Source organism: Parvibaculum sp. (genome assembly GCF_045863935.1).
Taxonomy (GTDB): domain Bacteria; phylum Pseudomonadota; class Alphaproteobacteria; order Parvibaculales; family Parvibaculaceae; genus Parvibaculum.
This window is the reverse complement of record NZ_BTVP01000011.1, coordinates 1-21,938: the sequence shown is the minus strand read 5'-3', so window position 1 is coordinate 21,938 and position 21,938 is coordinate 1. Positions and strand designations below refer to the sequence as shown.

The window sequence follows — 21,938 nt, the reverse complement described above, 5'->3', positions numbered from 1 at the left end:
TCTTTTTGACGGGATCGGCGCAATTCTCCTGCGTCCCCTTGCGGATTGATCGAAATCTGTCAATCTCGTAAAGATGAGTTACTAGTTGGGGGGCTAGCGTGGGAGGACGCATCATGAAAATTCTTGTCCAGTTCTGTCTGACTCTCGGCTTGGCGGTCGCCGGTCTTTCGCTTGCCGGTGCGGGTGAGGTGCGGGCGCAGGGCGTTCCGGAATGCATCGACTCCGACAAAAGCGGGAATCCTCAGGCGACGGCAGCCTGGTGGGGACGGCGCTCTGCGGAGGAGAAAAAGTACATCAGCGAGCTTCCGTGCGAGGAGCGATATATTCCGATGGTCTGCGTCTTTCTGTGGGATCCCGACATGCGGGGCTGCACTAACCGGGGCGTCGCGGAATATCGTGCGGATAAGGCATGCAGCAAGAAGGGGTACGAGTTGCTTTCCGCGGAGCATGCCGCCTGCAAGGAAGATTTCAAAAAGACATTCGTGCCGCCGTTCCCAGCCTCGTCCTGATCAGGCAGGTGAATTATGAAAATTCTGGTTCAGGTCTGCCTGCTGCTGGGTCTTGGCCTTTGCATCGCAGGCTCTTACACCGAGAGTGCCGCGGCACAAGGCTCGGACGCACAAGGCTCGTCGGATATTCCCGATTGCATCAATAGCGAGACGAACGGGACCCGACCGGCAGACGGCATCGCCTGGTGGAACCGGCGGACACCGGAGCAGCAGAAATACATTCGCGAACTTCCGTGCAATGAACGCTATATTCCCATGGTTTGTGTCTTCCTGTGGGACCCCGACCTTCGCGGCTGCACCAACAACGGTGTCGCCGAGTATCGCGCGGACAAGGCATGCACCGCGGAGGGATATGAACTCCTTTCTGCGGAACACGCCGCCTGCAAGGAGCGCTTCAAAAAGACATTCGTGCCGCCGTTCCCCAATCCGACCTCCTGAACGTCCAGTGGGGTCGACCCCGGCGGATGAGTAAAAGGAGAAAGAAGCATGAGCGAAGCGGCAGACAATCCCACGCTCGATCCGGATTGGGAATCGCCCGCGGCCGTGACGCTCGGCAAGAAGGTGCTCGAAAAGGATCCCGCGCGGGGCTACATCCGCGCCTCGTTCGAGGCCGGCGACGCCTTCGTCAATCGCGGCGGACGCATCTTTGGCGGCTTTCTGTCTGCCATGCTCGACGGATTGTGCGGTCATGCGGTAAGGCTCACGCATGAGGTGCCGGGCACGCCGCAAGTCACTCTTGAACTGAAAACGAGCTTCGTTGGGCGTGCCGACAAGGGCAAGCTGATCGGAGAGGGGTGGGTCCGCCATCGCGGCAGATCGATTGCGTTTGCCGAAGGGGAGCTGCGCAACGAAAGCGGAGAGCTGGTTGCGAGGGGAAGCGCCACGTTCAAGATCGGCCGCTGACATCTTTCCGGCCTTCGCAACAATTCCCGGTTGAGAAACGGCTTCTCAAAGGATAACCAAGGAACTGGATGGGTGGCCGAGTGGTTTAAGGCACCGGTCTTGAAAACCGGCGTGGGTTAACGCCCACCGTGGGTTCGAATCCCACCCCATCCGCCACCTCATATCCACCGTTCAGGGCAGTGCGTCAGACACCGCAGGCGCCGATTTTGTCTTGTTGATATTTTTGACATTTTGCGTGTCAATTAATCTCCGCCGCTACAACGATGCGGGGGAGGTGACGAGGTGCTTTACGAATCCGGGATCTGGGTCTGGGGCCTAGCGTTTGCCGCTGGCGTGGTTTTCTTCGGCTGGTACCGCAATTGGCACGGGCCTCTGCGCCCTGACGAGATACAGAGCTATCTCGCCAAAATGCAATCCATTCACGGCGATGAGCGCAACGACGTCGAGACGATGCGCCGTTTTCTCGAGGCCGACGACGGGCGCGAGTTCGTCATGCTCAACCTCGTGAAGATCGAGCCCGGTCCTGTTCCCGATCCTGAGACAGGCGAGCTGGTGTCCGGTTCGGTCCTGCTCAACCGCTACACCAAAGTCTTCTTGCGCGCGCTTCTCGCACGAGGAGGACATCCGGCGATCGTGGCGCGAAAGGTTGGCGGTTATTTCGATGCGTGGCGTGTTGCGCCCGATCCCGGTTGGACCATTGTCGGCTTCATGCGCTACCGCAGCCGGCGCGACATGATCGAGCTCGTCGTGGACCCGCGTTTCGGACCCGCTCACGCCTTCAAGTTTGCGGCAACCGCCGAGACGTTCTCGTTTCCAACGCGCATCGTGCTCAGGGCCTATCCAGGTCCGATGCTCTGGGTTCCTCTCGTGCTCGCGCTTGCGGCGGCGCTCGGTCAGAGCGTCATCCTTCTTTCCACCAGTTGAACAAAAGTCCGAGGAGCAGGAAATGAAAGTCCTTCGCACACCGGATGAGAGGTTCGAAAATCTTCCCGACTACAACTTCGAACCGCATTACACGGAAATTCGCGACGAAGACGGCACACCCATCCGGATTCACCACATTGAAGAGGGGCCCGCCGATGCAGCGCCCATCCTGTTGATGCACGGCAATCCGACATGGGCATTTCTCTACCGAAAGATGGTGCCTGCGCTTGCGAAATCCGGGCGACGCGTTATCGCCGTAGATCTCGTCGGATGCGGGCGATCCGATAAGCCGGCGGCGCGGCAAGACTACACGCTGGCGAGGCATTACGACTGGATGTCCAAGTGGCTCGTCGCGAACGACCTCGAAGACATCACGCTTTTCTGCCAGGACTGGGGTGGCACGATCGGGCTCTATCTCGTGTCCGAGTTCCCGGAGAGGTTTACGCGCGTCATCGCTTCGAACACGGGTCTTCCGCTTGGTGAAGGCGAGAGCGACTTCATGAAGATGTGGGTCGGTATGATGCGCGACGCCACTCACTTCCCATGGGACATGCTGCAACCCGGCATGACCCATCAGTTGAGCGAAGCCGAGAAGCAAGCCTATCTCGCACCGTTTCCTTCGTCCGAGTACGAGGCCGGCATCATCAAGTTTCCGCTTCTGATCGCGGTTCAGACCGACAATCCCGGTGCGCCGCTCAACAGGAAGGCATGGGAGAAGCTCAAGACCTTCGACAAGCCGTTCCTGACGATCTTCGGTGCGCTCGATCCCGTCTCCCAGGGATGGGACAAGCGGGCGCAGGCAGCCATTCCCGGCGCCAAGGGTCAGGACCATTTCGTCATCGAGCACGCCAATCATTTCATTCAGGAAGATGCCCCCGAAATTCTCGTGGAATGCATTCTCCGCTTTCTGGATCGCTAGCCAGGCGCGAGTGGCCAACAGGCCGACAGCACAAAGGAAGGTTCGAATGCTACCGGCAAGCACGAATGACGATTACCGAGGCGCGCTCCTGTCCGCGTGGTTCCTGACTCTTGCGGGCGCCCTCAACCTCATCGCGGGATCTATCCATTTCTTCCTGCCGGACGGTGGAGCAGGCGTCATTGCGGGAATGGACCTCACCGAACGGCGCGACACGATCATTGCGATGTTCGCGTGGATGGGCTCCATGCAGATTCCTTGCGCGCTTGCACAGCTTGCCGTCAGCCTGCGCTACAGGACGCTCGTTCCGCTGTTTCTTCTGCTCATGATCGTCGAGCGTGGCCTGATGGCCATGGATGGGTGGCTTCTGAAGGGCTCGGTTTCCGGACATCACCCGCCCGAACATTATGCAAGCCTTGCAGCGCTGCCTGTTGCGCTCCTGTTTCTGGTCCTCTCCCTCAGGCAGCGACGCTGAGGCCTAGACCAGCCGTCCTTCCTCGCGTTCCACCTGAAGAGCTGTGCTTTTTGGACTGCAGAAAGAGCCTCTCCAGCGAAAAGCGTATGGTTAACGTGAATTCCCTTTTGCAAGTCCCCGCTAGGCTTGCCAAAATGGGACAAAAGACGGCAGAAGTGCCGCGGACGTAGTTTTGGGGGGAGTGTCGTTGTGCCGGTTGATTTAACGTCGCCGTGGATTCCGCTGAGCATCATCATGCTGCTCGGCCTTTTTATGATCCGTCAGTTCATCCAGGAACGTCAGGCTGCGCGCGCGCTGGCCTTGGAGCAGGCTTCCGCTCCGGCCGCCGAGTCTGCCGCGGCCGCGGCACCCGCAACGGAACCGGCGCCCAGCAGCGCCGCTCCTGCGCCGGAAAAACCTGGCAAGAAGAAGAAGACGAAGCTCCGCTGGAGAACGGCCTGGATATGGCTGCCGTTCCTTATCGGGTTCTTCGGCCAGGCTTATCTGAGCTACGTCAAGCCAATGCTGGAAAACGCAGGCTAAGGTCCTACGTCAGACTGAGGTCGGGCAGGGGGCTGTCCAGCGGAAGAGCCAATATCCCATCGACGATGGCTGCAGGCGCTGCAACGCCGCCGTGGCGGAGGAGCATCTCGGCCTTGGCGATCATATCGTTCCGGCTGAGCGGCGCTTCGGGATCGCCCTTGGCGTTGGTTCGCGCTGCTTCGTATTCCTCACCGCCGGTGAGCTTTACGCGTACGCGTCCTCCCCATGATTTCGGGTAAGCCGAAGCCCAGGGGTTCTCGGCGTTCACCTGCACGCGCGTAGCGAGGTCCGCACAGCGCTGCCGCGCTTCCGGACCGAACGCCTCAAAATCGACGCGGGACAGGAGCAAGCCAGCGGCGACGGCGTGCTGGAGAGAAAATTTTGCCTCGTAGTCGCTTGTAGCCTTCGGCCTGTCGCAGACATCGAGCGCGGCCTGGTAAGTCGAAACCTCGACAGCGGCGATGTCGTCCGGTGCGTGCCCATCGGCGATCAGCCGGGTTCGCAGCTCCTCCGCCGCGTCGATCGTCGGGTGCGTGTGGCGGCAGGAGGGCCAGGGCTTTATCGAGGTCCGGGTCAGTTGCCAGGGCGCTGACGGATCCCGAATAACCGCTTCCGGATCGGCGTCGGGGCAGGCAGCCCGAAAGAATCCCTTGTCGCCTTCAAGGATTTTCGGAGGGCCCGTAAAGCCGAAGGCGGCAAGTTCGGCCGCGCGTATGCCCGCTTCAGCGGCGTGGCCCGCGTGCAGATGTTTCGTCATGGCGCCGGTTTCGAGAAACTGCCAGAGACCGGACGACTGGCTTCCAGCATTGCCGAGCGCATGAACGGCCTCGCCATCTTCGAGGCCCAACAGCGCGGCGGCCGCCATCGCCGAACCGAAAGGTCCGCAGGTCGCCGTGTTGTGCCAGATTTTGTAGTGGGCCGGACCGACCGCCATTCCAACCCGCGCCGCTGCTTCAAAGCCGTGGAGAACGGAAGTGAGAAAACTCCGTCCAGTTGCTCCACGCTTCCTTGCGAGCGCCCATGCCGCAGGAACGACGACGCAGCCGGGATGTACGACCGACTCCCGATGGAGGTCGTCAGTTTCCAGAATGTGGCAAAGAGCGCCCATCAAAAAGGCTTCGCGGCCCGGATCCGGGGCGGCGTTGGAGGGCGAAGCACGCCACCAATCAAGCAGAATGCGGCCCGGCGCCGAATTCCGCCCGGCCAGGCTGTTAGCAACAGCATCGAGCGTGAAAAGGGCCGCTGCCTCGATATCCGCGTCGTTTACGGGCTTCGCGCGGATGAGCGGGACCAATGTCTCGGTGAGGGAGGGGCCGGCGGCAGGGCGGGAATGGTTCACGGCGTTTCTTTTCGTTGGCAAACGGAATGTTCATTCGGGCATGATGGGATCATTCATACAGCGCCGCAAATGGTCCTTTCCGAGCCGCTTCTTGCCGCTGCAAGCGCGGCTGATTATAAGAGATTCCATTGTGTTCGCGGGGTGATTCGCTGCCGATTGGAGCAGCCAGAGTCCTCGGACGGGGTTTTCCGATGTTCATTCGACCTCAAGAAACGGTTCGCCGCGGCCCCATGATGCCGCGCGCCGTTATCCTTGCCTTTGTCGTTCCGCTCGCCCTCGTGCTTGCGGCTTGCGGCACCACCGAGACGCCGCGCTCCTCGCCGCTCAAACAGGGCGGGGGTGTCTACAAAGTCGGCAACCCCTATCAGATCAACGGCATCTGGTATTACCCGAGCGAAAACGAAAAGTACGACTCGACTGGCATCGCCTCCTGGTACGGCCCGCAGTTCCACGGCAAGCGCACGGCCAATGGCGAAGTCTTCGACGAGAACCAGCTAACCGCAGCACATCCGACGCTGCCGATGCCGGTTCTTGCGCGCGTGACCAATCTTGAAAATGGAAAGTCGCTGATCGTGCGTATCAACGATCGCGGACCCTTTGCCGCCGGCCGCGAGATCGACATGTCGAAGAAAGCAGCCGACATGCTCGGGTTCATGCAGAAGGGCACGGCCAAGGTTCGCGTTCAGTATATCGGACGCGCGCCGCTCGAGGGCGGTATCGGAGATGGAAGAGCCGTTGCCGAGACGTTCGTGGCGCCGCCGGTTGTAACTCCGAACGACGAACGCCGGGTATCGGGCACCGCACCGGTGACAGCCGTTGCCTCCGTTTCCACGTCTGTCCTTGCCGCACCGTCGGGCGCTGCAAGCGCGCCGCCGCCCGCCGCTCCCACGGCAACGATGAGCCCCATTTCCGACACCCCCGCGCCTCGCAGCGCCGAAACCGTCGATCAGGTTCCGGTAACTGGCCCCGGCAATCTCTATGTGCAGGCAGGATCATTCCAGAACCTCCAGAACGCGGAGGCGGTGCGCCAGCAACTGACCGGCGTCGGACAGGTGGAAATCCAGACCACCATGATCGACGGAACGCCGTATTACAGGGTCCGTGTCGGACCGCTCAGCGATGTGCCTGCGGCGGACAGCTCACTCCAGAGCGTCATTGCGCAAGGCCACAAAGGCGCCCGAATTGTCGTCGATTGATGCTTCGGTGAACCGGAAGCGTCCAAAGCCAGAGCGAGACTTATGAAGCACCTGACACTGATCTCCGCATTTTTCACGGCCATGTTCTGCGTGCTCCTCGTTGCGCCGCGCAATGCACAGGCGTTCGACACCCAGGCCGAGTATGCCATTCTCATGGACTACGACACCGGGACGGTGTTGTGGGGGAAGAATGCCGACGAGCAGATGCATCCGGCGAGCATGAGCAAACTCATGACGCTGGAAATGCTGTTCAACGCGCTCGACGACGGCAGTGTGTCGATGGACGACGAGTTCAAGATCAGCGAGCACGCATGGCGCGCCGGCGGTGCGGCGTCTGGTTCCTCGACGATGTTCGCCGATTTGAATACGACGGTGCCCGTCCATGCGATCCTGCGCGGCATCATCGTTCAATCCGGTAACGACGCCTGCATAGCGACGGCCGAAGCGCTCTCGGGTTCGGAATCGGCCTTCGCCGAAGCGATGACGGAGCGCGGGAAGGAGATCGGACTCCAGAATTCCAACTTCGAAAATTCAACCGGATGGCCGCATCCCGATCATTTGATGACGCCGCGCGACCTGGCGGTTCTTGCCCGTCACCTGATTTCCGATTTCTCCGAATATTATCCGATCTTCAAGGAGACGGACTTCACCTGGAACGGCATCAAGCAGGGCAACCGCAATCCCGCGCTCTATCTCGATCCTTCAGTGGACGGATTGAAGACGGGGCACACGGTAGCTTCGGGCTACGGCCTTGTCGCGTCCGCGAAGCGCAAGGATCAGCGGCTCATTCTGGTGCTTAACGGTTTGCCGAGCGAGAAGGCGCGCGCGGACGAAAGCGTGCGCCTGCTCGACTGGGGCTTCCGTTCCTTCAAGCATTACAAGCTCTTCACCGCCGGGACGCCGATCGACAATGCACCCGTCTGGCAAGGCACCTATGGCGAAGTGCCGCTCGTCAGCAAGACCGACATCGACATCATCATGTCCCCTGAGCAGCGCAAGGACATGAAGGTAACGCTTGTCTACGACGCGCCGATCGAAGCGCCTGTTGCCGCAGGCCAGCGCGTCGGAACGCTGCGTGTCGAGGCGCCGCAGATGCCGGTTCGCGAGTATCCGCTCGTCGCCGGTGGCGCCGTCGAGCGCCAGGGCATCTTCGGGCGCGCCATGGGCTCTCTCAAGCACATGCTTCTCGGCGGCAGTTGAGCCGGTGCCGCGCAAACGCTTCATCACGCTCGAAGGCGGAGAGGGTGCAGGCAAGTCGACGCAGGTGCGTCTTCTCGCGGCGAAGCTCGAAGAGCAAGGCCACAAGGTTGTCGTGACGCGTGAGCCCGGCGGGGCGCCGGGAGCGGAAGCGATCCGTAGACTGATCGTCAATGGCGACACGGACCGCTGGACGCCCAAGGCCGAAGCCCTGCTGATGTTTGCCGCGCGTGAAGATCATCTCGCACAGACGATCCGTCCGGCGCTGGCACGTGGCGAGTGGGTGGTCTGCGACCGCTTTGCCGACTCGACGATGGCGTATCAGGGCGTCGCGCAGGGGCTCGGACAGAAATTCGTGAATGATCTCAGAGAGTTAGTGGTCGGCGATGACATGCCGGCACTGACGCTTGTCCTCGATCTCTCGCCGGAGACGGGGCTCGCCAGGGCTGGCCGGCGCGCGAATGGCGAGGACCGCTATGAGCGCATGGAAATCGAATTCCACCAGACATTGCGCCAAGCCTTTCTAAACATTGCAAAAAATGAGCCGGAACGCTGCGTCGTCATCGATGCGGAGAGGGACAAGGGCGAGGTGGCGGAGGCCATCTGGGCCGTGGTTCGGGGATATCTCGACCGCGACTGTCATTGAAATGTCACCGAACCGTAACAAAGAGTTTGGTTAAAGACATTTGCCCCGGGCCGGGTCCTCGACTATAGAACTCCCAGTCAACTTATCCCCGAGAGAGTATTCCGGCGACCGCGCCGGCCACACGAAGAAGAAGGATCGCCGATGAAACGACGACACCGGATCAACTTTGGCAAATCGTTTCCCTCCGGCGCCGCGCTTCTTCTCCTCTCCGTCTTTTTTGTTATCCCCGCTTTTTCGGCCCATGCCCGCAGCAACGAAAACGACGTCGCGACGGTGGCGTATGTTCTGCCGTTGACGAGACCCGCCCAGGCACCTGCAAGCTACCCCGACCGGCCGCTGCATTTCGGCGACCCCATCGACGTGACCAAGGCACGCATGACATCCGGCTATGGATGGCGCGTGCACCCCGTCCTCAAGACGCGGAAGATGCACAAGGGCGTCGACTACGCGGCAGCGAAGGGGACGCCGGTCTACGCGACCGAAGACGGCATCGTCGGCATCGCCGCGTGGCGCGGAAACTACGGCAAGCTCGTCACGATCAAACATTCGGAAACCGTCGAAACCTATTACGCGCATCTCGCGGGCTTCGCGCCCGGCATTCGTCCTGGTGCAGGGGTGAGGAAGGGCGACGTCATCGGATATGTCGGGATGACGGGCCTCGCAACCGGCAACCATCTTTATTACGAAGTGGCGGTCAATGAGGAGAGGGTCGATCCTCTCGCGGAGGATCTGAATGCGCAGGTCAATGTGCTCGCAGCGGCCGTGAAGCGGCCCGGAGACCGTCAGCTCGCACAGACACGCGACGACGGCCTCAGCGCTGCGCGCTAGAACCACCGGATAAAATTTCTTCAGGCTTTACTCCGCGCATCAGCGCGTGACCGAGAAAGCGCCGCGCGGCGGAGCCCTTCGGCATGTCGCGACGGAGGACGATCTTTGTTTCCTTCACGAGTTCCTTGTCCTTCAGGGGCAAGGCTACGAGCGTGCCTGCCGCAACTTCGTCCGTCACCGATGCCTGCATGACGAGGGAAATGCCGAGCCCCGCGCGCACGGCGCGCTTTACGGCCTCCGTGTTGCCGAAGCCGTCGACGGTGGTGAGCTGCGAGGCGACCGGCCCGAGACGCCGGCGGAGGAGCGTACCCGTCCCCGTTCCACGCTCGCCACCGAGCAACCTCTCGCCGATCAATTCCTCCGCCTCCAGACTTTCGCGCGCCGCCCAGGGATGGGCGGGATCGACGATGACGACCAGACGCTCGTCGAGCCAGCGATGTTCCTCGAATTCATCCGAGGGTTGCCAGCATTCGACAATCGCGAGATCGGCCGCACCCTGACTGAGCCTCTCGAAAGCGGCCGGGTTGCTCCCGATCCAGAGATCGACATCGGAACCATATCGCTGCCGGAAATCGGCAAGCGGCGCCTGAAGCATGTAGGTGCCGATATTACTCGATGCGGCGAGACGCAGGGGGCCGCCGGCAACGACGGCATGGGCGCGTTCGGCGGTCGAGACGAGCGCGCGTGCCAGCGGCAGGAAGGCCGCGCCTTGCGGCGTCGGCTGCGCCGAACCGCGGCGGCGCACGATCAGCGAGGCGCCGAGTTCAGCCTCAAGCTGGCCGACATGGTCCATGATGGTCGAAGGCGCGATATCGAGAACGCGCGAGGCGGCGCGGAAGCCGCCTGTGTCAACGACCGCCAGAAATGTTCTTGTATGGAGCAGGTTCAACATCTTCGATGATTTCCAGGAGAGTACCGGCGGGAGCATTCACGGCATGAGCGGGAGCACGTCCGGCGAGGACGTCGACAATGCCGCGCGCCGCCGAAAGTTCGATGTTGCGCCTGACATCGACAACGGCAGAACCGATATGCGGGGTGAGGACCGTGCGCGCGGCATTACCGAGGAGGCGCGGTTCTATTTCGCCGGGCCGTTCATCGCGCGCCCAGTCTTCGCATTCGAAGACGTCGGCCGCGTAGCCTGCCAGGTGACCCGTTTCAAGCGCGTCGGCAATCGCCGCTTCGTCCACAAGCGAGCCGCGCGCGGGGTTCACGATGCGGGAACCGGGTTTCATGCGCGCGATGGCCGCACGGCCGATGATGTGTTGCGTGACGTCCGTGAGAGGCAGAGCAAGAACAAGCCAGTCCGCTTCGGCAATGACGCTCTCCATGTCCGCGAAGGTGACATGCGGATTGCCGCCTTGCGGTCGTGCCGCCGCATCCGACGCCACGATACGGCACCGGAAAGAAACGAGACGTTCGGCGATGGCCTGTCCGACGAGACCGAAGCCGAGAATGCCGACCGTCGCGCCGTCGAGGCCCGTGCCGTAAAGGGCAGGGCGCCAGCCCGCGAAGCCGTCTCTTCTGATGGCGGTGTCGCCCGCGACAATGTTGCGCCCGAGGGCGAGCATAAGACCGATGGCAAGTTCCGCCGTGGGGACGGTCAGCAGGTCGGGCACGATGGTGACGGTGACGCCCGCGCGCGTGCAGGCTTCGATATCGATATTGTCGTAACCCTTGAGCGCCGCGCCGATCACGCGGAGCTGCGGACATGCGGCCAGAAAATCCGAACCGATGCTGTCCGTCATGAAGGCCATGAGGCCGAAAGCATCGCGGCAATGTTCGCGCAACAGCTCCGGCGGCCATGGCGCTTCATCCGGGTTGACGACAAGCTGCGCATGGGCTTCGAGAAGGGCCCGCGTTTCCGGAAAGACGCGATTGGTGACGACAATTTTCTTCTTTTGCATTCGTTTCTTCTCTTCTACTTGAGCGCCTTGCGAAGCCTAGCGCCGAGCGCGTCGACAACGACGACGCAGGCGAGGATCGAGAGCAGGATCGCCGAGACCTGGTCGTAGGCGATGAGGCGCAGCGCCGCCATCAACTCGAAGCCGATGCCGCCCGCACCGACGATGCCGAGCACGGCGGAGGCGCGGAAGTGATATTCCCAGCGATAAAGCGTGATGTCGGCGAGTTGCGGGAAGACCTGCGGCAACACCGAATGGACGATGACCTGCATGGGCGTGGCGCCGGCCGCGCGTGCAGCCTCCAGCGGCTTCGGATCGACATGCTCGATCGCCTCCGCGTAGAACTTGCCGACCATGCCGACCGAGTGAAGCGCGAGGGCGAGAACGCCCGGCAAGGCACCGAAGCCGACCGCCGCGACGAAGATGACGCCCAGAATGATTTCCGGGACCGAGCGAAGGAAGGCGAGGACCGTGCGCGTGATCTGGCAGAGCAACGCGTTGGGCGATGTGTTCGGTGCGGCAAGGATTGCAAGCGGCAGCGAAACGACGACGGCGAGGACGGTGCCGGCGACCGACATGGCGAGCGTGTCGAGAAGCGGCCTCAACCAATGTTGCCAGCGACCGAAGTCGGGCGGCACCATTTCGGTGGCAAGCTGACCAAGGGCCGGAAGGCCTTCGGCAAAGCGGCGTCCGTCGAAGAAGCCCGTGATCCAGAGGGCCGCGACGCAGACGGCAAGGACGATCGCCGCGAGCGCCGCACGGCGAATGCCGCCGCGGCGCTCTTCGGCCAGGATCGTCGCGTAGGTTTGCGACATGCTCATCTCAGTTCATCTGCGCGAGTTCGAGGTTCAGAATTTGCGCGGTCTCACGGAGAATGTCGTAGGACTCGTCGGACGTCGGCTGGAAGCCTTCGACGCGGAAGGAGGCGAGAACCGTTTCGTCCTTCAGTTCAAGGAAGGCGGCGCGGATCTTTTCTTTCAGTTCCGGTGCCAGATATCCCTGCATGGTGATCGGGTAGTTGGGGATCGGCGCGGTGATGTCGAGTTCCACGATCTTTGACGCGTCGACCGTGCCGCGTTCGATGAGCGTCCGCAGGATCGGTTCGGACAGGGCGCCGGCCGGAATCTGGCCTGCCTGAACGGCGCGGGCGACCGCATCATGTGTCCCGAGGTGGACGGGCTTGTAGTCCACGCCGCCCACAAGGCCCTGTTTCGCGAGATGGGCGCGCGGCGCCAGGTGGCTCGAGGTCGACGCCTGATCGCCGAAGCCGAAGGACTTGCCCTTGATGTCCGAGACTGAAGCGACCGGGCCGCCCGCCGTTGCGATCAGAACGGAGTTGTAGGTGGGCTTGCCCTTTTCGACGCCGACGGCGAAGGGTTCGATTTCCGGCGCCTTCGATTTCGCGAGGACGTAGGAGAAGGGACCGAAATATCCGACCTCGATGCGGCCGAAGCGCATGGCCTCGATCATGGAGGAATAGTCGGTGGTGACGATGATCTCGATCTTCTTGCCGAGCGTCGCGGCAAGGTATTCCTTCAAGGGCTGCGCGTTCTGAATGAGCGTTGCGGCATTTTCGTCCGGCAGCAATGCGACGCGGAGCGTGTCGGGGTTCGGCTCCTGCGCGGATGCCGCGAGGGGCGTGAAGGCGGCAGCGGCCGCAAGAACGGAGGCGATCAGCGACCGGCGGTTCAGGAAGAATGTCATCGAACTTTCCTCAGGCTGTTTTGGCCATCTTCAGGCGAGCCGTGCTCGGCTCGGTCTGAAGGGGGCCGGGTTGAACGGAGGGGATGGAGGCAGGGCCGTAAATCCGATCGAGTGTGACGGCGTCGAGTTCGGCGGCGGCGCCATCGAAGACGATGTGGCCGCCAGCCAGGCCATAGATCCGGCCGCCATAGCGGCGCGCGAGTTCGACCTGATGGAGGCTTACGACCGCAGTGATGCCGTCCTCGCAGCAGATGCGGTGGAGGAGAGCGAGCACCTTGTCGGCGGTGGCGGGGTCGAGCGAGGCGACAGGCTCGTCCGCGAGAATGAGGTTGGGCTTCTGGGCGAGAGCGCGGGCGATGCCGACACGCTGTTGCTGGCCGCCCGAGAGCTGGTCCGCCCTGTGGAGTGCGCGGTCGGCAAGGCCGACACGGTCCAGCGCCTCGAGGGCGACGAGCCTGTCCGCCTCCGGCAGTGGCAGCAGGGAACGCAGGGTAGTGTGGAAGGCGAGGCGGCCCATGAGCACGTTCTGGAGTGCGGTGAGGCGGCCGATCAGGTGGTGCTGCTGGAAGATCATGCCGGTACGGCGGCGGTGCTGGCGCAGCGCGGCGCGGCTCGCGAGGATGTTGCCGCCTTCCTCCAGGGAGACCTTGCCGGAGGCCGGGCGGACCAGACCGTTGAGGCAGCGGAGCAGGGTGGACTTGCCCGCGCCCGAGGGGCCGAGCAGGACGATGAACTGCCCGCGCGGGAAGGAGGCGCTTGCCGCTTCGAGCGCGGTCACGCGATTGGCGTAGCGGACGGTTACATTGTCGAGATCGAGCATCGAGGCCCCCGTCGGTATGAACGACAAAACCGAACGAATGGCGGTTTTGACCGGTAAAGCCGGTCTAACAGGAGCCCGTGACGGCGAAACGACGGGTTCGTCTCAGTCTCGTGACAATTTCGGATGGCGGGGCCGGGCATGACGCGGCGCGGCGGCCCGTGCTACCAAAGGGCATGAGCGAGACAGAGATTCCCGAAAGCGACCGGCTGGGCGAGTACCCGCATCCGCGGGAGACGGCCGGTTTCAGAGGCCAGGCCGAGGCGGAGCGCGCGCTGTTCGACGCCTTCATGAGCGGGCGGATGCAGCATGCCTGGCTGCTGACCGGCCCCAAGGGGATCGGCAAGGCGACGCTCGCCTACCGGATGGCGCGTTTCGTCCTGCATTACGGCTCGGCGGAGGCGGCGAGGGCGGCGGGCGCGCGCGACCTCTCGGTGCCGGAGACTTCGCGTGCCTTCCACCAGATCGCGGCCGGAAGCCATCCGAACCTTCTCACCGTGCGGCGTCCCTGGGATGAGAAGACGAAGAAGCTGAAGACGGTGATCACGGTCGACGAGGTGCGCCGCATCGGCCATTTCTTCGCGCTGACGGCAGCCGAACGTGGCGCCTGGCGCGTGGTCGTGATCGACAGCGCGGACGAGATGAATACGAACGCGGCCAATGCTCTTCTGAAAGCACTTGAAGAACCGCCCGCGAACGGGCTGTTTCTGGTGCTTTCCCATCAGCCGGGGCGGCTCCTGCCGACGATCCGTTCACGCTGCCGCACACTGCGGATGACACCGCTGGGGCTGGACGACATCGTGACCCTGATCGCCGATGCGGAGGGCCAGGCTGAAGAGAGGGCGAACGAGCAGCGGCGGAAATTTTCAGCGACGCCGGAAGCGGACCGGCCGGCGCTCGCGCATCTTGCCGAAGGGAGCGCGGGACGTGCGCTTTCGATTGCGGGCAGCGGCGGGCTCGCGCTCTACAAGGAACTCGCGTCGCTCCTCGTTCAATTGCCGCGTCCCGACATTGCCGCGCTTCACGCCTTTGCCGACAAGGCGGGCAAACGAGGCGCGGGCGAGACCTACGAGACGATGATCGAACTCCTGACGCACTGGCTGCAACGGCTCGTGCGGGCAGGCGCGGGGCTCGATCCGGGACCCGACATCGTGGCAGGAGAGGGGGCCGCGATGCAGCGGCTCGCGGCCGGGGGCAGCCTTGATCGCTGGGTCGAGGTATGGGAAAAGATCAGCCAAATGACCGCTCGCGGCGAGGCGCTCAACACGGATCGCAAGCTCGTGATTCTGAACGTCTTTTCGATGCTCGAAGCGGTCGCGAGCGAGGGCGCCGGCGCTTGAACGGCACAGGCCGCGCCCTCGCCCCGAAAAATTCTCGCTTTGCTTGAATTTTTCGACCCTCCCCCAGGGGAGGGTGGGACGATATGGATGTAACGAGACAACCCGGTTCGAAAGAAGAATGAGCGCTCCCAAAGCCTTCTACGTTACGACGCCGATCTATTACGTGAACGACGTGCCGCATATCGGGCATGCCTACACGACGCTGGCCTGCGACGTGCTTGCGCGCTTCAAGCGGCTGGACGGCTTCGACGTGATGTTCCTCACGGGCACGGACGAGCACGGGCAGAAGGTGGAGAAGGCGGCGGCGCTGGCGGGCGTGACGCCGCAGGCGTTCACCGACCGCGTGTCGCAGAATTTCCGCGATCTCTGCGAGGCGATGAATTATTCGAACGATGAGTTCATCCGCACGACGGAACCGCGTCATACGGCGTCGTGCCAGGATATCTGGAAGAAGCTCGAAGCGAGCGGGAACATCTATCTCGGTTCCTATTCCGGCTGGTATGCGGTGCGCGACGAAGCCTTTTACGGCGAGGACGAGCTGACCGCCGGCCCGAACGGCAAGAAGATCGCGCCCACGGGCGCCGAATGCGAATGGGTCGAAGAGCCCTCCTATTTCTTCAAGCTGTCGGCCTGGGCGGAACCGCTGCTCAAATTCTACGAGAGCCATCCCGACTTCATCGCGCCGACCGCGCGGCGCAACGAAGTGGTGAGTTTCGTGAAGGGGGGGCTCCACGATCTCTCGATCAGCCGGACGACTTTCGACTGGGGCATCCCCGTGCCGGGCGACGAGAAACACGTGATGTATGTGTGGCTCGACGCGCTGACGAACTACATAACGGCCGTCGGCTATCCCGACACGGGGGCCGACGCCTACAAGCGCTACTGGCCGGCCGACCTGCACATGATCGGCAAGGACATCCTGCGTTTCCATACCGTCTACTGGCCGGCCTTCCTGCTCGCCGCCGGGCTCGAACCGCCCAAGCGCGTGTTCGCGCATGGCTGGTGGACGGTCGAGGGACAGAAAATGTCGAAGTCGCTCGGCAATGTGATCGCGCCCGCCGATCTCGTGGCGACCTACGGGCTCGACGCCTCGCGCTATTTCCTGCTGCGCGAGGTGCCGTTCGGCAATGACGGCGACTTCTCGCACAAGGCGATCGTGCACCGGACGAATGGCGATCTCGCCAACGATCTCGGCAATCTGGCGCAGCGCTCGCTGTCGATGATCGCGAAGAATTGCGGCGGCGCGGTGCCGGAGCATGGCGCGTTCACCGATGCGGACAAGGCGCTGCTCGATGCGGCCTATGGGCTTCTCGACCGGGTGCGGGAGGCGTTCGACGCGCAACTCTTCCACAAGGGGCTGGAGGCGATCTGGTCCGTCTGCGGCGATGCGAACCGCTATATCGACGAGCAGGCACCCTGGGCGCTGAAGAAGACCGATCCGGCGCGCATGGCGACGGTGCTCTATGTGCTGGCGGAGACGATCCGGCACATCGCGATCCTGGTGCAGCCGGTGGTGCCGGAATCGGCGGCGAAGATGCTGGACCAGCTTTCGCTCGGACCGGAGGCGCGCGGCTTCGCGACGCTCGGGCCCGCAGGGGCGCTCAAGCCCGGCACGCCGCTGCCCGCGCCGCAGGGCGTGTTCCCGCGCTATGTCGAGCCGGAGGCCGCACAGTCATGACGCTGCCGGTGCTCGTGGACAGCCATTGCCATCTCGACTTTCCCGATTTCGGGCCGGAAGTCGACGAGGTGGTGGCGCGCGCGCATGCGGCAGGCGTCGGGCTGATGGTGACGATCTCGACCAAGGTGAGCGAGTTCGACCGGGTGAAGGCAGTGGCGGAACGCTTTCCGCATGTATTCTGCACCGTCGGCATTCATCCGCATGAGGCGGCGAGCGAGCCCGAGACGGACAAGGCGACGCTGGTGGAGCTCGCGAAGCATCCGAAGGTCGTCGGCATCGGCGAGACGGGGCTCGATTATTTCTACGAGCATTCCCCGCGCGAGGCGCAGCAGCGGAATTTCCGGGCGCATATCGCGGCGGCGCGCGAGACGGGCCTGCCGCTCATCGTGCATACGCGCGATGCGGATGAGGACACGGCTCAGATACTGGATGAAGAGATGGGGAAGGGCGCTTTCCCGGGCCTCCTGCATTGCTTTACTTCCAGCCCACAACTCGCTGAAAAAGCACTCGAACTCGGGCTTTACGTTTCCTTTTCCGGGATCGTGACCTTCAGGAACGCGGAGAGCCTGCGCGAGACGGCGGCGGCAGTTCCGATGGAGCGGCTGCTGGTCGAGACGGATGCGCCTTATCTCGCGCCGGTGCCGAAACGCGGCAAGCGCAACGAGCCGAGCTTCGTCGTTCACACGGCAGCCAGGCTCGCGGAGATCAAAGGCGTGACGGCGGCCGAACTCGCGGAGGCGACGACGGCGAATTTCCTGAAGCTCTTTGCCCGCGTTCCGCCGGAAGCGGTGCTGCGGCCATGAAGCTGCGCGCGACGATCCTCGGCTGCGGTTCGTCCGGCGGCGTGCCCCGGCCCGGCATTGGCGGGCCGTTCTGGGGCGCCTGCAACCCGGAAGAACCGAAGAACCGCAGACGGCGGTGCTCGCTGCTGATCGAGCAATGGGACAAGGATCCGACGGCGAAAACGGTTGTGCTCGTCGACACTTCGCCGGACATGCGCGACCAGCTCATCGATGCGAAGATCGGCTGGGCCGACGCGGTTCTCTTCACGCATGACCATGCCGACCAGTGCCACGGGATCGACGACCTGCGGATGCTGGCCATCAACAAGCGCCGCCGTGTCGATTGCTGGATGGACCGGCCGACCCATGAGACGCTGCTGTCGCGCTTCGGCTACTGCTTCCGGGAGAAGCCGGGCTCGGGTTATCCGGCGATCCTCAACGATCACCTGATCGAAAAACCTGGGCACGCCATTCATATCGAGGGGCCGGGCGGGACCATCGAGGCCATTCCGTTCGACCAGGATCACGGCAGCATCCGGTCGCTGGGCTTCCGCTTCGGCCCCTTGGCCTATTCGGCGGATGCCGTTGGCATACCGGATGAAAGTTTCGCGCTACTCGACGGAATAGATTGCTGGATCGTCGATGCGCTGCGCTACACGCCGCATCCGACGCATGCGCATGTGGAGATGGCGCTCGAGTGGCTGAAGCGGGCGAGGGCGCCACAGGGTGTGCTCACCAACATGCATGTCGACCTCGACTATGCGGAGCTGGCGGCGCAACTGCCCGAAGGCGTCCGGCCCGCTTTCGACGGCATGCAGATCGAATTCACGCTCTGATACCCGATGAACGGCGACGGCGCGGAAGCCGAAACTTCCGCGCCGTCTTTCCGGATATCACCGGTCGAAAAGCCGATTACTGGGACGGCTCCTCGCTGATGACGGTGCCAGCCTCCTCGTCGAAGAGGATGGTCACGGGATCGCCATCCGCGTTGGTGCCGGTGAAGTAGGCCTGGCCTTCCGGCGCGGCATCGCCCTGCGCCTCGATGGGCTCCACATCCGTGTAGCCAAGGGACTCGAGCTGCGCCACGGAGTCCGTATCGGCAGAGGTGTCGAGCTCCATCGCACCTTCGGTCTGCATGTCCTTCTCGGGCGCCTGATCGTAGGTGCCTTCCGCGAGGACCGGACCGGCCGTCAGAGCGAGGCCGGCAGCACTGGCGAGAAGAAGTTTCCTGAGATCGGTCATTGCAATGTTCCTCCTGTGTGCAATTCGCGCGCCCGGCTGGAAGGTCAGGCGCGCCTTCCTTAACAACCAGCGAGGACGCCTTCGGTTCACAAGGCCTTGAAAATACCGCTCACCGGGCGAGAACAAGGCAGACCGAACGCAAAAGAGGCGCGTCTTGCGGACGCGCCCCATGCGGTTCCGGTGAATCGGCCGGTCCGTGCAGTTACTGGTTCTTCGATGGCGTGGGGAGCGTCCGCATTTCCCCTTCTCCGACAACGCGGCCCGTCGAACGGTCGACGATCAGCAGCACCGGATTGCCAACCGGGTCCACAGCGTTGAAAGCGAGCCGATCAGCCGGGACGCTGGCCCGGCGGACAGGCTCGATGTTGCTGTAGCCCAGGTCTTCGACATTCTGGGGTGCGCTGGCGTCGACGGCGCCGGTCGTCGTGCCGGCGCCTTCCTGCGGGAGCGCATTGCCAGCGAGGGTAGGGGTCGCGCTGAGCGCAAGAACGCCAATGCCGGCCAACAGCTTCTGTCTGAACTTCATCATCATGTTCCTCCTGGTTTTCGTGGCCCCGCGCCTCTCACAGACCAACGGACGGGCGGCGGGACCGTTCAGAAAAAGGGAGAAAATCTCTCACGCAGACGGTCCGTGCCTTCACACAGAAAAGCGCGGAATACTGCTGTATTCCGCGCCAATCCTCATCCGATCTCTGAGCGTTTCCCGGCGGGATTTACTCCATGCTGTCCTGCGTCTCGTCCGCAGGCTGCTCGCTCACAACCGCGCCGGTGCGCCCGTCAACGACGACGTTGACGCGCTGGCCCTCGGCATTGGTGGCCGTGTAAGACGCTTCGCCACCTGACGTGACCGAACCTTCAGCCGGCGCGATGTCGGTGTATCCCATCTCCGTGAGCTTCGAGGTGGGATCGACGTCAGCGGCGCCGGGCGCTGCAGGCGCCGTGGGTGCATTCTCGACGCCAGATGCGGGCGGTGTGGGCGTGTCGACGTCGATGCTGCCGCCGGTGTCCATCTGGGCCATACCAGCGCCAACTTCGGCATCGCCAGCCGTTTCAGCGGAGCCGCCGATGGTGTTGCCGGCAGCGGAGCCGGTGGCGTCGACCGCGCCGGAGGCCGTGCCCGAGGCAGCACCCGTGGCGCCGCCGAGAACATCGGCCGCGACAACCGGCGTCGCGACGAGCGCGAAGCTTGCGGTACCGGCAAGCAGGATCTTTCTGAATTGCGTCATTGATCTGTTCCTCCAGACTTCGACGCCCCCAGCGCCCATTGAAGGAAGAACAAACGAGCGGGCTTTCCGTTCAGCCCGCCACCGAATTACCCAATGAGGGCCGGTTCAGGGCGAAGTGTGGCCTCGAGTGGAAGAATGCGCGGAAACCCGGTCTTTGGCAGAATTATTATTCTTCATAATATATATTATCGGCGAAATGGATATGGGTTTTTGGGGGCAAGAAATGTGTAGGATCGCATAAAACCTGAATCTGGTTGCACAAAAAGAGAATCTGGAAATATCCAATTTTTTCTAATGGCTACAGGTACTTACGCCGCCCACTTGCCGGAAGATCAGGATCTATAGGACGCGGTTCCTGCACAAGATGTCACTTTCAAGGAATGCATTCCCGAGCAGCCTTTGGCCACCAACCTCCGTAAAACCTGAGGCGTTTTTTCTAATTTCGGGCCGTTTTTCCGAACGCGCTCGGTTCTTATAGCTCCCGCCTAAGCCACCCAACTCGCAGACAGCGCCTCGGCCTGACGCAGCACGGTTTGCACAGCAGCGTCCTGCATGTCCGGCGGATATCCGTGCTTGCGGAGTATCCGCTTCACCAGAACCCGCATGCGGGCCCGCGCGCTTTCGCGGCGGGACCAATCCACCGTCACATTGCCCTGGAGGCTCTCCAGCAACTCGTGGGCGATCAGCTTGAGAGCATCATTCCCCATAGCTTTGACAGCGCTCTCGTTCTCCGCGAGAGCGTCATAGAAGGCAATTTCGTCCTGAGTGAGCCCCTCCTCCGCGCCGCGCTGCCTCGCGGCCCGAGGCGAGCGCGAAAGCCTTGGAGAGCGCCAGCACGGCGTCTTGATAGCGGCGGTTCTCCCGCCGCTTGCCATCCTCGGTCGTTTCGCGCGCGGCCGCCTCGTGCTGCTTTCCGAGAATCCAGTCGATCGCTCCGGCAAGAACGGCAAGCCGCTCATGGCCCGTTCCGGCAAGACCGCTCGCATAGTCGAAGCCGTGATACATGGCTTTCACGACATCGAACTTCTCGATCAGCGCAGCGACGGCCTCGGCTTCGTCGACCCCGGCCTGGCGCTGGTCGTCCGCCGAATACTGGCTGAGCGCGCTTTTGAGGTTCTGGGCAATGCCGATGTAGTCGACGACGAGACCGGCCGGCTTGTCGCGGAAGACGCGATTGACGCGGGCGATTGCCTGCATCAGCCCATGGCCGCGCATCGGCTTGTCGACATACATGGTGTGCATCGAGGGCGCGTCGAAGCCGGTGAGCCACATGTCGCGGACGATGACGAGCTTCAATTGATCACCGGGGCTCTTCGCGCGCTTGGCAAGAAGATCGCGGCGCGACTTGGTGCCGATATGCGGCTGCCAGTCCTGCGGATCGGAGGCCGATCCCGTCATCACGACCTTCACCGTGCCTTCGGCATCGTCGTCGCTATGCCATTCGGGTCGCAGTTCGACGATCTTCCGGTAAAGCGCAACGCAGATGCGCCGGCTCATGCAGACGATCATGGCCTTGCCGTCCATGGCGTCCACGCGTTCCTCGAAATGACGGACGAGGTCCTCCGCCACCATGGACAGTCGCTTGTCTGAGCCGACCAGCGCCTCGACGGTCGCCCATCGCTGCTTGATTTTCTCCTGCTCGGTGATGGCCTCATCTTCGGTCAGTTCCGCGATCTCGGCATCGATCCGCGGCTTCTCATCCTCCGGCAGTTCGATGCGCGCGAGGCGGCTCTCGTAATAGATCGGAACGGTGGCGCCGTCCTCGACGGCGCGGCTGATGTCGTAGATGTCGA

The 21,938-nt window shown here is 62.9% G+C and carries 26 protein-coding genes and 1 tRNA gene; 16 read left to right on the top strand and 11 right to left on the bottom strand.

All coding sequences use genetic code 11. The features are described from left to right. The first annotated feature begins 113 nt into the window (after window positions 1–113). The 8 genes from ACKUUH_RS06500 to ACKUUH_RS06465 all read left to right on the top strand — a co-directional run bounded on the left by ACKUUH_RS06500 (window position 114) and on the right by ACKUUH_RS06465 (window position 4,249). Entirely contained in the window at window positions 114–509 is a 396-nt protein-coding gene (locus tag ACKUUH_RS06500; protein ID WP_407949071.1) for a hypothetical protein, read from the top strand. Between the two features lie 15 nt (window positions 510–524). After that, the gene (locus ACKUUH_RS06495; RefSeq protein WP_407949070.1) at window positions 525–947 is read left to right on the top strand and encodes a hypothetical protein; all 423 of its coding nucleotides are present in this window, start codon (window positions 525–527) and stop codon (window positions 945–947) included. 48 nt (window positions 948–995) lie between these two features. After that, the gene (locus tag ACKUUH_RS06490; RefSeq protein WP_407949069.1) at window positions 996–1,412 is read left to right on the top strand and encodes a PaaI family thioesterase; all 417 of its coding nucleotides are present in this window, start codon (window positions 996–998) and stop codon (window positions 1,410–1,412) included. A 66-nt stretch (window positions 1,413–1,478) separates the two neighbouring features. Next, window positions 1,479–1,568, top strand: a tRNA-Ser gene (locus tag ACKUUH_RS06485). Between the two features lie 126 nt (window positions 1,569–1,694). Continuing rightward, window positions 1,695–2,336, top strand: coding sequence for a hypothetical protein (locus tag ACKUUH_RS06480; protein WP_407949068.1), 642 nt, complete (start codon window positions 1,695–1,697; stop codon window positions 2,334–2,336). Window positions 2,337–2,358: 22 nt separating this feature from the next. Further along, window positions 2,359–3,255: a haloalkane dehalogenase gene (locus ACKUUH_RS06475; protein ID WP_407949067.1), complete on the top strand. Its 897-nt coding sequence runs from the start codon at window positions 2,359–2,361 to the stop codon at window positions 3,253–3,255. Between the two features lie 46 nt (window positions 3,256–3,301). After that, window positions 3,302–3,727, top strand: coding sequence for a hypothetical protein (locus tag ACKUUH_RS06470; RefSeq protein ID WP_407949066.1), 426 nt, complete (start codon window positions 3,302–3,304; stop codon window positions 3,725–3,727). Between the two features lie 189 nt (window positions 3,728–3,916). Further along, complete coding sequence (locus ACKUUH_RS06465) at window positions 3,917–4,249, top strand: hypothetical protein (protein WP_407949064.1); 333 nt, start codon at window positions 3,917–3,919, stop codon at window positions 4,247–4,249. A 4-nt stretch (window positions 4,250–4,253) separates the two neighbouring features. On the opposite strand, the gene ACKUUH_RS06460 is transcribed toward ACKUUH_RS06465, so the two are convergent. Next, window positions 4,254–5,588, bottom strand: a complete 1,335-nt coding sequence (locus ACKUUH_RS06460) for an MmgE/PrpD family protein (protein ID WP_407949063.1) — start codon at window positions 5,586–5,588, stop codon at window positions 4,254–4,256. Window positions 5,589–5,779: 191 nt separating this feature from the next. Here ACKUUH_RS06460 and ACKUUH_RS06455 point away from each other — a divergent pair, with 191 nt between their 5' ends. From ACKUUH_RS06455 to ACKUUH_RS06440, 4 genes are all read left to right on the top strand, one after another. Next, window positions 5,780–6,784 (top strand): septal ring lytic transglycosylase RlpA family protein, encoded by a 1,005-nt coding sequence (locus tag ACKUUH_RS06455; RefSeq protein ID WP_407949062.1) that lies wholly within the window; start codon window positions 5,780–5,782, stop codon window positions 6,782–6,784. 42 nt (window positions 6,785–6,826) lie between these two features. After that, the gene (locus ACKUUH_RS06450; RefSeq protein ID WP_407949061.1) at window positions 6,827–7,984 is read left to right on the top strand and encodes a D-alanyl-D-alanine carboxypeptidase family protein; all 1,158 of its coding nucleotides are present in this window, start codon (window positions 6,827–6,829) and stop codon (window positions 7,982–7,984) included. Between the two features lie 4 nt (window positions 7,985–7,988). Continuing rightward, window positions 7,989–8,627 (top strand): dTMP kinase, encoded by a 639-nt coding sequence (tmk, locus tag ACKUUH_RS06445; RefSeq protein ID WP_407949060.1) that lies wholly within the window; start codon window positions 7,989–7,991, stop codon window positions 8,625–8,627. 141 nt (window positions 8,628–8,768) lie between these two features. Further along, window positions 8,769–9,455 carry a M23 family metallopeptidase gene (locus ACKUUH_RS06440; RefSeq protein WP_407949059.1) on the top strand — a complete coding sequence of 229 codons (687 nt, stop codon included), beginning with the start codon at window positions 8,769–8,771 and terminating at the stop codon, window positions 9,453–9,455. Here the strand turns inward: ACKUUH_RS06440 and ACKUUH_RS06435 are convergent. The 5 genes from ACKUUH_RS06435 to phnC are packed head-to-tail and all read right to left on the bottom strand — an operon-like array spanning window position 9,439 to window position 13,880. Beyond that, on the bottom strand, window positions 9,439–10,347 hold the full coding sequence (locus ACKUUH_RS06435) for a LysR family transcriptional regulator (protein WP_407949058.1): 909 nt from the start codon (window positions 10,345–10,347) through the stop codon (window positions 9,439–9,441). The genes ACKUUH_RS06440 and ACKUUH_RS06435 overlap by 17 nt on opposite strands. Then, entirely contained in the window at window positions 10,304–11,359 is a 1,056-nt protein-coding gene (locus ACKUUH_RS06430) for an NAD(P)-dependent oxidoreductase (RefSeq protein ID WP_407949057.1), read from the bottom strand. The genes ACKUUH_RS06435 and ACKUUH_RS06430 overlap by 44 nt, the downstream gene beginning before the upstream one ends. A 14-nt stretch (window positions 11,360–11,373) precedes the next feature. Next, complete coding sequence (phnE, locus tag ACKUUH_RS06425) at window positions 11,374–12,171, bottom strand: phosphonate ABC transporter, permease protein PhnE (protein ID WP_407949056.1); 798 nt, start codon at window positions 12,169–12,171, stop codon at window positions 11,374–11,376. Window positions 12,172–12,178: 7 nt separating this feature from the next. Next, window positions 12,179–13,060: a phosphate/phosphite/phosphonate ABC transporter substrate-binding protein gene (gene phnD, locus ACKUUH_RS06420; RefSeq protein ID WP_407949055.1), complete on the bottom strand. Its 882-nt coding sequence runs from the start codon at window positions 13,058–13,060 to the stop codon at window positions 12,179–12,181. Window positions 13,061–13,070: 10 nt separating this feature from the next. Then, window positions 13,071–13,880 (bottom strand): phosphonate ABC transporter ATP-binding protein, encoded by an 810-nt coding sequence (phnC, locus tag ACKUUH_RS06415; protein ID WP_407949054.1) that lies wholly within the window; start codon window positions 13,878–13,880, stop codon window positions 13,071–13,073. Window positions 13,881–14,053: 173 nt separating this feature from the next. On the opposite strand from phnC, the gene ACKUUH_RS06410 reads away from it, so the two are divergent. The 4 genes from ACKUUH_RS06410 to ACKUUH_RS06395 all read left to right on the top strand — a co-directional run bounded on the left by ACKUUH_RS06410 (window position 14,054) and on the right by ACKUUH_RS06395 (window position 18,513). After that, a complete protein-coding gene (locus ACKUUH_RS06410) occupies window positions 14,054–15,217 on the top strand; it encodes a DNA polymerase III subunit delta' (RefSeq protein WP_407949053.1) in 1,164 nt (387 codons plus the stop codon). A 118-nt stretch (window positions 15,218–15,335) separates the two neighbouring features. Then, window positions 15,336–16,895 (top strand): methionine--tRNA ligase, encoded by a 1,560-nt coding sequence (gene metG, locus ACKUUH_RS06405; protein ID WP_407949052.1) that lies wholly within the window; start codon window positions 15,336–15,338, stop codon window positions 16,893–16,895. After that, the gene (locus tag ACKUUH_RS06400) at window positions 16,892–17,698 is read left to right on the top strand and encodes a TatD family hydrolase (RefSeq protein ID WP_407949051.1); all 807 of its coding nucleotides are present in this window, start codon (window positions 16,892–16,894) and stop codon (window positions 17,696–17,698) included. The genes metG and ACKUUH_RS06400 overlap by 4 nt, the downstream gene beginning before the upstream one ends. Beyond that, window positions 17,695–18,513, top strand: coding sequence for an MBL fold metallo-hydrolase (locus tag ACKUUH_RS06395; protein ID WP_407949050.1), 819 nt, complete (start codon window positions 17,695–17,697; stop codon window positions 18,511–18,513). The genes ACKUUH_RS06400 and ACKUUH_RS06395 overlap by 4 nt, the downstream gene beginning before the upstream one ends. 76 nt (window positions 18,514–18,589) lie before the next feature. On the opposite strand, the gene ACKUUH_RS06390 is transcribed toward ACKUUH_RS06395, so the two are convergent. The 5 genes from ACKUUH_RS06390 to ACKUUH_RS06370 all read right to left on the bottom strand — a co-directional run. Continuing rightward, entirely contained in the window at window positions 18,590–18,919 is a 330-nt protein-coding gene (locus tag ACKUUH_RS06390; RefSeq protein WP_407949049.1) for a PepSY domain-containing protein, read from the bottom strand. Window positions 18,920–19,121: 202 nt separating this feature from the next. Then, entirely contained in the window at window positions 19,122–19,448 is a 327-nt protein-coding gene (locus tag ACKUUH_RS06385; RefSeq protein ID WP_407949048.1) for a hypothetical protein, read from the bottom strand. Between the two features lie 184 nt (window positions 19,449–19,632). Continuing rightward, window positions 19,633–20,145, bottom strand: a complete 513-nt coding sequence (locus ACKUUH_RS06380) for a hypothetical protein (RefSeq protein ID WP_407949047.1) — start codon at window positions 20,143–20,145, stop codon at window positions 19,633–19,635. Window positions 20,146–20,630: 485 nt separating this feature from the next. Next, on the bottom strand, window positions 20,631–20,900 hold the full coding sequence (locus ACKUUH_RS06375) for a type I restriction enzyme endonuclease domain-containing protein (RefSeq protein WP_407949129.1): 270 nt from the start codon (window positions 20,898–20,900) through the stop codon (window positions 20,631–20,633). Next, window positions 20,887–21,938 (bottom strand): UvrB domain 3-containing protein (locus tag ACKUUH_RS06370; RefSeq protein ID WP_407949046.1); only part of this gene is annotated, 1,052 nt, incomplete at its 5' end. The genes ACKUUH_RS06370 and ACKUUH_RS06375, both read right to left, overlap by 14 nt.